The organism is Micromonospora sp. NPDC047465, from assembly GCF_040643125.1.
Lineage (GTDB): Bacteria > Actinomycetota > Actinomycetes > Mycobacteriales > Micromonosporaceae > Micromonospora.
The window spans coordinates 1-13240 of sequence record NZ_JBEYTP010000086.1 but is presented as its reverse complement, the minus strand read 5'-3'; the positions used below and the strand labels follow the sequence as shown (position 1 = coordinate 13240).

The 13240-nt window shown below is 73.7% G+C and carries 11 protein-coding genes; 2 read left to right on the top strand and 9 right to left on the bottom strand.

Annotation, left to right across the window (positions count from 1 at the left end; all coding sequences use genetic code 11):
• Positions 1–144 precede the first annotated feature (144 nt).
• The gene (locus ABZ793_RS33825) at positions 145–501 is read right to left on the bottom strand and encodes a VOC family protein (protein WP_357464913.1); all 357 of its coding nucleotides are present in this window, start codon (positions 499–501) and stop codon (positions 145–147) included.
• Positions 502–661: 160 nt separating this feature from the next.
• Between ABZ793_RS33825 and ABZ793_RS33820 the strand changes: the two genes are divergently transcribed.
• Complete coding sequence (locus ABZ793_RS33820) at positions 662–3517, top strand: aconitate hydratase (protein WP_357464911.1); 2856 nt, start codon at positions 662–664, stop codon at positions 3515–3517.
• A gap of 120 nt (positions 3518–3637) precedes the next feature.
• Here ABZ793_RS33820 and ABZ793_RS33815 read toward each other — a convergent pair whose 3' ends face one another.
• From ABZ793_RS33815 to ABZ793_RS33780, 8 genes are all read right to left on the bottom strand, one after another.
• Positions 3638–4240 (bottom strand): ATP/GTP-binding protein, encoded by a 603-nt coding sequence (locus ABZ793_RS33815; protein ID WP_350709075.1) that lies wholly within the window; start codon positions 4238–4240, stop codon positions 3638–3640.
• Complete coding sequence (locus ABZ793_RS33810; RefSeq protein ID WP_350686947.1) at positions 4221–4607, bottom strand: DUF742 domain-containing protein; 387 nt, start codon at positions 4605–4607, stop codon at positions 4221–4223. Before ABZ793_RS33810 ends, ABZ793_RS33815 begins: the two co-directional genes overlap by 20 nt.
• 5 nt (positions 4608–4612) lie before the next feature.
• Complete coding sequence (locus ABZ793_RS33805; RefSeq protein ID WP_350686945.1) at positions 4613–5032, bottom strand: roadblock/LC7 domain-containing protein; 420 nt, start codon at positions 5030–5032, stop codon at positions 4613–4615.
• 92 nt (positions 5033–5124) lie between these two features.
• Positions 5125–7728, bottom strand: a complete 2604-nt coding sequence (locus ABZ793_RS33800) for a nitrate- and nitrite sensing domain-containing protein (protein ID WP_357464907.1) — start codon at positions 7726–7728, stop codon at positions 5125–5127.
• Between the two features lie 151 nt (positions 7729–7879).
• Complete coding sequence (locus tag ABZ793_RS33795) at positions 7880–9460, bottom strand: prenyltransferase/squalene oxidase repeat-containing protein (RefSeq protein ID WP_357464905.1); 1581 nt, start codon at positions 9458–9460, stop codon at positions 7880–7882.
• Positions 9457–10407: a terpene synthase family protein gene (locus ABZ793_RS33790; RefSeq protein WP_357464903.1), complete on the bottom strand. Its 951-nt coding sequence runs from the start codon at positions 10405–10407 to the stop codon at positions 9457–9459. Before ABZ793_RS33790 ends, ABZ793_RS33795 begins: the two co-directional genes overlap by 4 nt.
• Positions 10404–11744 (bottom strand): cytochrome P450, encoded by a 1341-nt coding sequence (locus ABZ793_RS33785; protein WP_357464915.1) that lies wholly within the window; start codon positions 11742–11744, stop codon positions 10404–10406. The genes ABZ793_RS33790 and ABZ793_RS33785 overlap by 4 nt, the downstream gene beginning before the upstream one ends.
• Positions 11745–11959: 215 nt before the next feature.
• Positions 11960–12868 carry a GNAT family N-acetyltransferase gene (locus ABZ793_RS33780; protein ID WP_357464901.1) on the bottom strand — a complete coding sequence of 303 codons (909 nt, stop codon included), beginning with the start codon at positions 12866–12868 and terminating at the stop codon, positions 11960–11962.
• Between the two features lie 92 nt (positions 12869–12960).
• On the opposite strand from ABZ793_RS33780, the gene ABZ793_RS33775 reads away from it, so the two are divergent.
• The gene (locus ABZ793_RS33775; protein ID WP_350709085.1) at positions 12961–13209 is read left to right on the top strand and encodes a DUF2630 family protein; all 249 of its coding nucleotides are present in this window, start codon (positions 12961–12963) and stop codon (positions 13207–13209) included.
• Positions 13210–13240: the final 31 nt, after the last annotated feature.

Sequence of the window (13240 nt, the reverse complement as noted above, 5' to 3'; positions counted from 1 at the left end):
GAGGCCCTCGCCGACTGGATCGCCACCCGCGGCTACGCCGCCTGATCCAGACACCACCCAACGACAAGGGCCGGCCCCGAACGGGGCCGGCCCTTTCGTCGTCTCCGTGGCCGGCAACCCGTGGCGGCAGGCCCCTGGGCGGGATCAGTCGAGCGGGGCGAGGAACTCCAGGCGGTTGCCGTGCACGTCGTGGGAGTGGAAGCGGCGCATCCCGGGCAGCTCGTCGTCCCCCCAGGTGACCGGGTAGCCGGCGGCGGCCAGCCGGTCGGCGAGCGCGTCGAGGTCGGGCCGGAGCAGGCCGGGGTGGGCCTTGCGGGCGGGGCGGAAGTCGTCCTCGACACCCAGGTGCAGTTCGGCGCCGTGCCCGGTGAACCAGCAGCCACCACGCGCCGCCAGCGCCGGGGGCTTGGGCTTCTCCGTCATGCCGAGCACCCCCAGGTAGAAGGCGCGGGACGCGTCCTCGGAGCCGCGTGGGCAGGCGAGCTGGACGTGATGGATCATGGGGGTACCTCCTCGTCCCGAACGATGGCACGAGGTTGCGCAGTTAGCAAGACGGACGTACGGTTTTGTTGACGACGAGAATCGGCGGTAAGTGTCCCCTAACCACGGCGGCACCCCGGCCGGTGCGACAGACTGCTCAGGACTACTCACGGTCGCTGGTGTGAAGGAGTACGACGTGGCGAGCCTCGACACCTTCGGTGCGAAGACCCAGCTACGCGTCGGAGACGCGAGCTACGAGATTTTCAAGATCAGCAAGGTGGAGGGCCACGAACGGCTCCCCTACAGCCTGAAGATCCTGCTGGAGAACCTGCTCCGGACCGAGGACGGCGCGAACATCACCGCCGACCACATCCGGCAGCTCGGCGGCTGGGACCCCACCGCCGACCCGAGCGTGGAGATCCAGTTCACCCCGGCGCGGGTGCTCATGCAGGACTTCACCGGCGTGCCCTGCGTGGTCGACCTGGCCACCATGCGCGAGGCCGTCCGCGACCTCGGCGGCGACGCCACCAAGGTCAACCCGCTCGCCCCGGCCGAACTGGTCATCGACCACTCGGTCATCGCCGACCTGTTCGGCCGCGAGGACGCCTTCCAGCGCAACGTCGAGCTCGAGTACGAGCGCAACAAGGAGCGCTACCAGTTCCTGCGCTGGGGCCAGACCGCGTTCAACGAGTTCAAGGTCGTCCCGCCGGGCACCGGCATCGTGCACCAGGTCAACATCGAGTACCTGGCCCGTACGATCATGGAGCGCAACGGCCAGGCGTACCCGGACACCGTGGTCGGCACCGACTCGCACACCACGATGGTCAACGGCCTGGGCGTGCTCGGCTGGGGCGTCGGCGGCATCGAGGCCGAGGCCGCCATGCTCGGCCAGCCGGTCAGCATGCTGATCCCGCGCGTGGTGGGCTTCAAGCTCTCCGGCGAGATGCCGGCCGGCACCACCGCCACCGACCTGGTGCTCACCATCACCGAGATGCTGCGCAAGCACGGCGTGGTCGGCAAGTTCGTCGAGTTCTACGGCCCGGGCGTGAGCGCCGTGCCGCTGGCCAACCGGGCCACCATCGGCAACATGTCCCCGGAGTACGGCTCCACCGTGGCGATCTTCCCGATCGACGGCGAGACCGTCCGCTACCTGGAGCTGACCGGCCGCGACCCGCAGCAGGTCGCGCTGGTCGAGGCGTACGCCAAGGAGCAGGGCCTCTGGCACGACCCGGACGCCGAGCCGGAGTACTCGGAGCGCCTGGAGCTCGACCTGAGCACCATCGAGCCGTCCCTGGCCGGTCCGAAGCGCCCGCAGGACCGGGTGCCGCTGGGCAGCGCCAAGACGCTGTTCCGCTCGGCGCTGACCGACTACGTTGCCGCCGACGAGACCGGTGGCGACCGGGGCCGCGCCGCTGGCGTGCCGCAGCAGGAGAAGCCGTTCGGGGTCGTGGGCCACGCCGACGAGGCCAGCGCCGAGTCCTTCCCGGCCAGCGACTCCCCCGCCAACGGCGTCAGCGACCCGGCCGACGCCCCGCGCGACCTGGAGACGGCCGCGGTCGGCGCCGGCGGGCGGGCCAGCAACCCGATCCGGGTCACCGGCGACGACGGCACCGAGTTCGAGCTGGACCACGGCGCCGTGGTGATCGCCGCGATCACCTCCTGCACCAACACCTCCAACCCGCAGGTCATGATCGGGGCGGCGCTGCTGGCCCGCAACGCGGTGGAGAAGGGCCTGACCCGCAAGCCGTGGGTGAAGACCACCCTGGCCCCGGGCTCCAAGGTCGTCATGGACTACTACGAGCGGGCCGGCCTCACGCCCTACCTGGAGAAGCTGGGCTTCCACCTGGTCGGCTACGGCTGCACCACCTGCATCGGCAACTCCGGCCCGCTGCCGGAGGAGATCTCCGCCGCCGTCAACGAGGCCGACCTGGCCGTCGTCTCGGTGCTGTCGGGCAACCGGAACTTCGAGGGCCGGATCAACCCGGACGTCAAGATGAACTACCTGGCGTCCCCGCCGCTGGTGGTCGCGTACGCGCTGGCCGGCACGATGGACATCGACCTGGCCAACGAGCCGATCGGCGAGGACAGCCAGGGCAACCCGGTGTTCCTGCGCGACATCTGGCCGAACACGGCCGAGATCCAGGACGTCATCGCCTCGGCGATCGGCGCCACCGGCTTCAGCGCGGCGTACGCGGACGTCTTCGCCGGCGACGAGCGCTGGCAGTCGCTGCCCACCCCGACCGGCGACACTTTCGCCTGGGCCGGCGACTCGACCTACGTCCGCAAGCCCCCGTACTTCGAGGGCATGGAGCGGGAGCCGAAGGCGGTCGTCGACATCGCCGGCGCCCGGGTGCTGGCCAAGCTGGGCGACTCGGTGACCACCGACCACATCTCCCCGGCCGGTTCCATCAAGGCCGACTCCCCCGCCGGGAAGTACCTCGCCGAGCACGGCGTGCCGCGGCACGAGTTCAACTCGTACGGCTCCCGCCGGGGCAACCACGAGGTCATGATCCGGGGTACCTTCGCCAACATCCGCCTGCGCAACCAGCTGGTCCCGGGTGTCGAGGGCGGCTTCACGGTCAACCACCTGACCGGCGAGCAGACCTCGATCTACGACGCCTCGGTGGCCTACCAGGAGGCGGGCGTCCCGCTGGTCGTCCTGGCCGGCAAGGAGTACGGCTCCGGGTCGTCGCGGGACTGGGCGGCCAAGGGCACCATGCTGCTCGGCGTCAGGGCGGTCATCGCCGAGTCGTACGAGCGGATCCACCGCTCCAACCTGATCGGCATGGGCGTGCTCCCGCTGCAGTTCCCGGCCGGCGAGACCGCCGAGTCGCTGGGCCTGACCGGCACGGAGACGTTCACCATCACCGGGGTGACCGCGCTGAACGACGGGGAGACCCCGCGCACGGTCAAGGTCAGCACCGACACCGGCGTCGAGTTCGACGCGGTGGTCCGGATCGACACGCCGGGTGAGGCGGACTACTACCGGCACGGCGGCATCCTGCAGTACGTGCTGCGCCGCATGATCGCCAGCTGACGCACCATCGAAAAGGGCCCCTCCCGCGCTCGCGGGAGGGGCCCTTTCGCGTACCGGCTCGGCGCTCTCCGGGCGAGGCGGCGTCGCGGCTCACCTGCCCGCGCCGGCCCCGCGGTGGGGTCACTCGGACCGGCGGCGAGCGTCCCGGGTCTTCATGGCGTGCTCCAGCAGCGTGATGAGCACCTCCTTGCTCGACTCCCGCTGCCGGGCGTCGCAGAGCAGCACCGGCACCCCGGGGTCGAGGTTCAGCGCCGACTGCACCTCGTCGAGCTGGTACTGCCGGGCGCCCTCGAAGCAGTTCACCGCCACCACGAACGGCGTGCCGCGCCCCTCGAAGTAGTCGATGGAGGGGAAGCAGTCCGCCAGCCGTCGGGTGTCCGCCAGCACCACCGCGCCGATCGCGCCGAGCGCCAGCTCGTCCCAGACGAACCAGAAGCGGTCCTGCCCGGGGGTGCCGAAGAGGTAGAGCACCAGGTCGTCGCTGATGGTGATGCGACCGAAGTCCATCGCCACCGTGGTGGTCTTCTTGCTCTCCACCCCGGAGAGGTCGTCGATGCCGACCCCGCTCTCGGTCAGCACCTCCTCGGTGCGCAGGGGGCGTGTCTCGCTGACCGCGCCGACCATGGTGGTCTTGCCCACGCCGAAGCCACCCGCGACAAGGATCTTGATCGCGGTGGGCAGTGGCGGCGCTCCCGCCGGCCGCTCAGAGTGCCCGTAGTCCATTGATTACCGCCTCGAAAACGCTGTTGTCGGGAAGGCCGGCTGTGGTGCGCGGCTCGCGTACCTGCACCAGGCTGCGGGCCACCAGGTCGCCGAGCAGGACCCGGATGGTGCCCACCGGCAGGTCCATGTGGGCGGCGATCTCGGCGACGGACTGGATCCGCTGGCAGAGCCCGACGATCGCCAGGTGCTCCGGACCCAGTCCGACCTCCGGGGTCACGTCCGCTCGGGTCGCTGTCACCAGCGAGATCAGGTCGAACGTGCCGGTGACCGGCCGGGCCCGGCCACGGGTCACCGCGTAGGGGCGCACCACCGGGCCGGCGTGGTCGTCGACCCACTGGTGCTCGGCGGACTCCCCCTGCACCGTCATCGCGGTTACTTCTCGTCGGCCGGCTGCTCGGTCCGCGACGGCGACGCGACGTACTTGCCGACGCGGGTGACCAGCATCGCCATCTCGTAGGCGATCAGGCCGACGTCGGCGTCCTCGCTGGCGAGCACGGCCAGGCAGGCGTTGCGCCCGGCCGCCGTGACGAACAGGAACGACGACTGCATCTCGATGATGGTCTGCTGCACCTGCCCGCCGCCGAAGCGCTTGCCCGCGCCCCGGGCCAGGCTCTGGATGCCGGCCGCCATCGCCGCCAGGTGCTCTCCGTCGTCCCGGCTGAGCCCTCGCGAGGCGGCCATCAACAGGCCGTCCGTCGAGAGCGCGACCGCGTGGTCGGCCTGCTTCACCCGGCCGACCAGATCATCCAGCAACCACGTCAGGTCGGCACTCGAAGCCGTCTTCTGCGCCACTCGTCGTCCTCTTCTCCCCCGGCTGTTGTCGCCGTGCTCGTCTGGGCTGACCGCCACGCCGCGGGGTCACCCCGCAGTGCGGGCGGTGCCGGTCAGGTCGCCTGCTGATCGCCGACGTCCGGTCCCTCGCCGGCCCCGGCTCCCTCGCCTGTCTCGGGCCGGCCGCCGCCGGCCCCGCCGAGCAGCCGGGCGGCGTCCGTACGGCCGCGCCGGGTGCCGCTCTGGTAGGAGCTCATCATCCGGCGCACCTGCTCCGGCGGGCGTACCGTGTCCGCGTCGTCGTCCCCCGCGGCGGGCTCGTCGCGCAGTTCCGGCACGATGCTGGCCTGCCGGACCCGGACCGGCAGCCCGGAGTCGGTACGCACCTGCTCGGGGCAGGGCACCCGCGCCGGGCCGGCGGCCGCCGGGGTCCCGGTGCCCGTCTCCGCCGGGGCGGCCCCCGCAGGGCCGTCCTCCGCCGGCGCGGACGTCTGCGGAGCGGCCACGGCAGGCCGGGCCGCGGCCACCGGCAGGCCGGTCGGGAAGGTCGGGCCGTCCAGGGCCGGCTGCATCGACGCGCCGCGCGCCCGGGTGGGCAGCCGCTCCTCCGTCGGCGTGGTCGACAGGCTCCGACCGCGCGACCGGGTGGGCAGGGCACCCCCGTCGGAGTCCCCGGCAGGGGCCTCGGACTCCGGGGCCGACCGCGGCCTCGGCGCGGCCGGCGGCTCGGCCAGCGCCACCGTGGTGGGCTGCCCGGTGGCGGGGGCGGACGCGCCCGGCACCGGCGTGGTGGCCGGCACCCCGGCCGGGAAGCCGCCGGAGGTGCTCGGGTCCGCGTCGTCGGCGGTGACCAGCTCGGCCGGGATCAGCACGACCGCGGTGGTGCCGCCGTACGCCGACTCCTTGAGCTGCACCCGCACGCCGTGCCGCTCGGTCAGCCGGCTCACCACGTAGAGCCCCAGGCGGGAGGCGTTGGCCAGGTTCAGCTCGGACTGGTCGACGATCCGGTGGTTCGCGGCGGCCAGGTCCTCCTCGCTCATGCCCAGGCCGCGGTCCTCGATCTCGATGGCGAAGCCGTTGGCCACCATCTGCCCGCGCACCTCGACGGTGGTGTGCGGCGGGGAGAACGACAGCCCGTTCTCGATCAGCTCGGCGAGCAGGTGGATGACGTCACCGACCGCCCGCCCGGTCAGCGAGACCGGGCCCAGGGGCAGCACGTTGACCCGGGTGTAGTCCTCGACCTCGGCGACCGCGCCCCGGACCACGTCGACCATCGGCACGTTGCGCCGCCACGCCCGGCCCGGGGTGGAGCCGGAGAGCACGATCAGGTTCTCCGCGTTGCGCCGCATCCGGGTGGCCAGGTGGTCGACCCGGAACAGGTCCTCCAGCTCCTCGGCGTCGTGCTCGCGGCGTTCCATCGCGTCGAGCAGGGTGAGCTGGCGGTGCACCAGCGCCTGGGTGCGCCGGGCCAGGCTGAGGAAGACGTCCCGGACGTTGCGGCGCAGCTCGGCCTGCTCGACGGCGGTGCGGATGGCGGTCTCCTGCACGGCGTTGAACGCCTTGCCCACCTGGCCGATCTCGTCGTCGCCGAACTCCAGCGGGGGCGCCTCCTTGGCGACGTCGACCTCCTCGCCGTGGCCGAGCCGCTCGACCACGCCGGGCAGCCGCTCGTTGGCGAGCCCGAACGCCGCGTCGCGCAGCCGCTCCAGCTGCCGCACCAGCGCCCGGGCGGTGGTGACCGACATGGCAATGGAGGCGATGACGGCGAGCAGGCCCAGACCGGCGGCCAGCACCAGCCGGATGATGACGCCGGCGGCGATCGGCGTGGACCGGTCCACGAGCGCGTCACCGGCCTCGATGATGAACCGCTGCTGCTCCTCGGCCACGACGTCCGCCGCCGCGCGCCACTGGGCGGCCGTGACGGTCGGCGGGCCGGACGTCCGTCCCGCGAGGACCACCCGGTCCTCCAGGGCGCGGAACGACGTGTACGTCTCGCCGCCGAGCAGCGCCTCGTACCGTGCCCGGTCGGCGTCGGCCAGGTCGTCGCGGGTCTGGCTGTCGAGGAAGCGTTGTGCGCCGACGGTGCGGGCGAAGGCGGCGGACTCCTCCGGAGTCATCCGGCCCGCAGCGAGCGCCCCGGTGACCAGCGCGTCCTCCTGGGACATGAGTTCCCGGACCCGGACGAGCTGGATCAGTGCCCCGGTTTCCCGCGCGAACTGCTCGTCGTCCAGGTTGCCCAGCGACCCGTACACCTGCAGCGTCGAGTCGATGAGCCCGGTGTACGCCTCGACGGCGGCGGCCCGGTCCACCTGGCGGGTGCGGATCGACTCGCGCACGCTGCCCAGCCGGTCCAGCCCGGCGACGACCGTGTCGATCTGTTGCTTGGTGTCGTCGCTCGCCGCCAGGTCGACCCGCCAGCCGCGGACGGAATCCCGAAAGTCGTCGGCGACGGCCTGGGTCCGCTGCCACTGTGCCTCGAGCTGGGCCCGCTCGGGCTCGCCCGCCCCGCCCAGGTACGCCGCGGAGGCCCGGCGCTCCGCCTGCAGCTCCAGCACGAGCGGCTCACTCGGCTGGGCGACCCGGCTGTCGAGCGCCTGCACCCAGATGAGGTTGACGCCCTCCCGCAGCGTCACCCACGCGGCGAAAGCCCACAGCGCAACGAGCGAGGCCAACATAGCCACGACTTTCCGGCGCAGATTCGAGCTGCGGGAACCCATGCGAAACCATCCCTGGCGGGGAGCCTGATTCATCCGATCGGCGGAGGCGCGTGTCGCTTCGACCGACCCGGCGCACGGTAGCAGTGTCACGACGATCGCTCAAGCGGTGCTGATCATGACGCTGCGCAGCGGGCCGCGCCCGCTGCGGCGGTCAGTGTCCTATGTGGCCGCTCAGCCGCGCCAGGTGCCGCGCCGCCAGCACGGCGGCCCGCACGATCAGCATCGGATGGTAGAGATCCTTGTCGTGCCACAGTGGAGCGGCGTGCCCGGTGACGTCGTCGTGGTCGTCGAGGAAGGCCAGCGCACGCCGCACGGCGGCGCCGACGCCCGGCCGCGGCGGCCGTCCGTTGCCGAGCAGCACCTGCACGGCGTAGGCGGTCTCTTCCGGGGTGCCGTCCCACAGCCCCCACGAGCCGTCGGCCCTCTGGGTGTCCCGCACCCAGTCGACCGCCCGGTCGAGCGCCGCAGCGGCGGCCTCGGGCGCGTACCCGGCCAGGGCGGCGGCGACCGCCGAGGTGGCGTAGTACGGCGAGGCGTGCCAGCGGTCCGTCCACCGGCCGTCGGGGAGCTGGCCGTCGATCAGCCAGCCGGCCACCCGGCGCGCCACGTCGGCGTGCGGTCGCCCCGATTGGTGGCGGGCGTGCCAGCCCAGCGCCTCCAGCACGTGCGCGTTCGTGGTGACCGACGCGCCGTCCTCGCCCCGCCAGGTGCAGAAGTGCGCTCCGGTGTCGTACGCCAGCAGGCTGTCGGGGGCGACCGGACGGCCGAGGCGGGCCAACGCGAAGAGGGTGGCGGCGGTGGTGTCGGCGTCCGTCGGGAGCCCCGGCGAGGTCGCCGCGCCGTCCGGGCCGACCACGGCGGCCAGGTCGGCGATCATCCGGCGGGGGACGTCCGGGGCCGCGCCGACCCGGGCGAGGCTGCTGAGCACCCACGCCCGCTCGAACACGGCGATGGGCGTCGTGCACGGGACGGGGCCGCCCCCCGGCCCGACGGCGTTCGTCAGGTAGCCCAGCGCCGCCCGGTCCACCCCTGGGCGGGAGGGGTCGCCCAGCCAGGCGGCGGTGGCGGCGGGCGAGGCGCCCACGGCGCCCAGGAGCGGCCGGACGGGCAGGTTCACCCGCGTCCGCTCGTCCAGCACCTCGAAGGCGTGCAAGAGCTTCTCCGGCACGGGCCGGCCGGCGGCGAGCAGCCGGCCGACCGCCTCGGACCGGTGCCGCGTCATGCCGTGCGGCATCGGCAGCGGTACTGCGTGCGCCCACCGCGACGGCTCGGCGCCGCCGGCCGGGCGCAGCAGCGCGTCGATCCGGTCGAGCAGGGCGGGCACGATCAGGTCCACGCCCGGCATGTCCGGCACCGACTCGTCGGCGGCCAGCAGCCGCCGCAGCGCCCCGACGCCGCGGTCCACCACGGACGCGGGCAGGTGCGTCGGCTCGCCCCGCCCGGCACCGGACACGCACCTCAGCAGCGCCTCCACCGCGCTGAGGGTCGGCACCAGCCCGTACGCGCCGGGCGCCCCCCACGCGCCGTCGGGCCGCTGCGCGGTCACCAGGTAGCGCAGGCGCCCGGCGTGCCCGGGCAACCAGGGCGCGTCGCTGACCAGCCGCGCCGTCTCGTACACCGAGGGCGAAACCGTGCCGGCGGGGCTGGCGGCCATCGCCGCCACGAGCGCCCGCCCGGCGGTGGCGAGTCCCGGCCCGCCGACCTCCGCCACGGCGACCGGGGCCGCCGTCACGACATCCCCCAGAAGTCGGCCAGCTGGTAGAAGCCGCTGCTGAAGCCGATCTGCCGGGCCAGGTAGTCCGCCTCGCGCGGGCAGTCCGACCGGAGCGGGACGAGCATCCGCCGGCAGTCGTCCACCAGGGCGGCGAGCCGCTGCTCCACCTCGGCACGGTCGTTGACCAGCAGGAGGGCGTTCAGGTCGCCCCAGCGCAGGTCCCGCTCGTAGGTGCCGAGGTCGTTGGCGAGGCGCAGGGCACGCTGCACCTCGTCGCTGACCACGACCAGGTCGTCGAGCCGGGCGAGCGTGGCCTCGTCCCCGGTGTGGATCCAGTGCGCGACGTTGACGATCGTGCAGGCGAGGTTGTCGGCGTTGGCGAGGTACGCGTCGAGGCTCGGCAGGGCCGCCCGGTCGCCGGAGCGCCAGGCCGCCCTCCATGCCCACTCCCGGGCCATCGCCCCCACCGTCGCGCCCAGGCTGTCCTGCCACAGTGAACGGTGTGCGGCGAAGGCCGGGGTCGTCGCGAGTTCGTCCTGGAGCGCGGCCAGATAGGCACCGAGGTGGTCGTCGGCGGCGGGCGGCTCGCCGGCGGCCACCGAGACGCAGCGGCCGACGAGCCGGTCGACCTCGTCCCGGGACTGTGCCCGGTGGTCGATCAGCCAGTCGAGGGCGAAGCCCCACAGCACGGTCCGGTTGGCGACCCGCAGCTGCTGCGGCGTGCACCACGGGGCACCGAACGCGATGGCCAGCGAGATGTTGGCGAACAGCATGGCGTCGAACGGCTCGGCGGGGAACAGCTCGGGGTGCGCGGCGGCCGACGCCTGGAGGTCGCGTTGCCCGCGGACGGCCACGCCGCAGATCCGCCCCTGTTCCCGCGCGTCGCGCAGCTCGTCCCGCCCGCCGCCTGCCGGCTCCGGTCCGGTCCCGGTGCCGTCCTGCGCGGTCGTCAGCGCCGGGATCATGCCGGCCTCTGCTCGTGAACCGGGGTCAGCGCCATGACCACCGGCCTGCCCGGGCGCAGGGCCGCCGCCAGCTGCTTGGGCGGCATCCCGGGCTCGCGCAGCCGGAAGCGGTAGCGGCTGAGGATCGTGGCCACCACGAGCGGAGCCTCCAGGTTGAACAGGTGATTGCCGAGGCACTGGTGCGGGCCACCGCCGAACGGGAAGTACGCGTACCGGTGGCTGCGGCGCGGCTGGTCGGCGCGGAACCGGTCGGGGTCGAAGGTGTCCGGGCGGTCCCAGTACCGGGCCAGCCGCTGGGTGATGTAGGAGCTGACGACGACGATGCTGCCGGCGGGGATGCGGGTGCCGCCGATGACGTCGTCCGCCAACGCCGCGCGCGGCAGCAGCCAGCCCGCGGGATACATCCGCAGCAGCTCGTCCACGACCGACCGGGTGTACGTGAGAGCGACCAACTGCTCCCGGCTGATCACCCGGTCGGTGCCCACCACCTCGTCCAGCTCCGCGTAGAGCCGTTCGGCGATCGCGGGGTGGGCGTCCAGGATCGGCCACAGCCAGGTCAGCACGGCGTAGGTGGTCTCGGTCGCGGTGGCGAACGAGGCCACCACGTCGTCGCGGACCCGTCGTTCGTCGAGCGGGCGGCCGTCGGCGTCCCGCGCGCGGGTCAGGGCGGCGAGCAGGTCGTCGCTGTCCCGCGGGTGGGCGAGCTCGGCCCGCACCAGCGGCAGCATGATGTCGTCGACGACACCGGTCGCGCGGCGCAGGGCGCGGTCCCCCGGCACCGGCACGGCGTCGGGCACGAAGGGCAGGAGCAGCCGTGCCCGCAGCGCGGTCACGATGGTGTCCTGGGCGGCGACGATCCGCAGCTGGTCGGCGAGGCTGACCCGGTCGGCGAAGAAGACACTGCTGATCGCCCGGCAGATGACCCGCCCCAGCTCCGCGCCGATGTCCAGCCACCGGCCGGTGCGGGCCGGCTCCTCGAACCCGTCCACCGCCTCGCTGACCGCGTGGCTCATGGTGTCCACGAGGGAGTCGATGCGCTTGGCCGTGAAGTGCGGCTGCATCCGCGCGCGACTGGCCTGCCACTCGGGGCCGTCGGACATGATGCCCTCCCCGGTGAACCGCCGCACCGGCCGCCAGAGCATGCTCCGCCCGCCGCGGGTGTAGTTGGCCGCGTTGTCCCGCAGGATGTGCTGCACGTGGGCCGGCTCGGTCACCAGGTACGGGCGGATGGTCCCGACGTTGAGCCGGATGACCTCGCCCTCCGCGGCGTCCGCCAGCGCGACGAGTTCGCGCAACGGGTCACGCAGGAGGCCCGGCAGCATCCTCCACAGTGGCACGCTCCGCGCCGCCCGCCCGTGCGGCCCGTCGGAACTCCGGTCAGCCATGGCACCCCTCACAGTCACGCTTCGTGGTGACAGACCGTCCCCCGGACGGCTGCCTTACGTCACGATTCGGAGAGCATGCCATCACCCGTTCGGACCCGCCAGAGCCGTACGAGAATTTTGCTCATGGGAATGCTGATCCATGAAGGAGTTCGTGTCGGGCGTCACTCCTAAAGCGAGCGCAGGTAACGCCACTCGGCGGCCACCGGGCGGTAGCCGAACCACTCGTTCACCGCGCGCATGGCGTCGTTGCCGGCGTCGTTGACGGTGAACGCCCGCCGGTAGCCGGCCGACCGGGCCGACCGCAGCGACACGTGCTTGACCAGCCGGGCCAGGCCCCGGCCCCGCCACTCGGCCCGGGTACCCGTCATCCCGGACAGGTAGCGGTCGCCGCCGTCGGTCAGCGCGACGCTGAACGCCACCACCGCCCCGTCCGCCACGGCCACCGTGGTGAGACCCCGGTCGAGGTCCGGCCGGTCCCAGTACGCGGCCCGCCAGTCGGCGTAGCTGATCTCGTCCATCCCCACGTCGCCCGGCTCGTCGGCGGCGGCGGCCAGGTCCGCCTCGTAGAGCGGGTGCGGATCGGGCAGGTCGGCGGCCGTGGTCAGCCGCACCCGGGGCGGCGGCGCGGGCGGCGCCGGCAACGTCGCCGCCAGGTCCAGGCGCAGGATCAGGTTGCGTCGGCCGGGCCGGTAGCCGCGCCCCTCGGCGAAGGAGAGAGCCGCCGGCGCGTCGGCCACCCGCGCGTACACCCGACGCACGCCGAGCCCGGCGAGCCGCTGCTCGGCGGCGGCGAGCAGCGCCGACCCGACGCCCCGCCCCCGCCGCTCGGGGCGCACGACCAGGTTGACGAAGCCGAGCCCGGGCTCGGCGCTCTCGTGCAGCAGCCCCGTCCGGGCGACGCCGGCGATCCCGTCGCCCGTCTCGGCGACCAGCATCCCGAAGCGCTCCGCCGGCTTGCCGGTCGCCTGCCAGGCGAGCAACGCGGGCGTGACGACCAGGTGGGGCTCGGCGGCGCGGAGCAGGCCGGCCACCGGCGCCGCGTCGCGCGGCCCGGCGGCCCGGACGGTAGGGACCATGGCTGGGCAACCTACCGCAGCGGCCGGCGCGGCGGGGGGCGGCCGGCGGTGGAATCCGGGCGCGCCCGCACCGCCTGTGCCAGGCTCAGGGCATGGACGACAAGACCATCCTGAACCGGATCTCCGAGCTGGTCGACGAGGAGCACCGGCTGCGCGCCGACGCGCAGGCCAACGAGTCGGGCACCGACGACGACGCCCGCAACCGGCTGCGCGAGCTGGAGGAGTCCCTCGACCAGTGCTGGGACCTGCTGCGCCGGCGGCGGGCCGCCCGGCAGACCCATGGCGACCCGGACGCCCAGGGGCTGCGCCCCAAGCCCGAGGTCGAGCGCTACCTGCAGTGACGCGGGCCCCGGGCGGCCGGCGCCGGCCGCC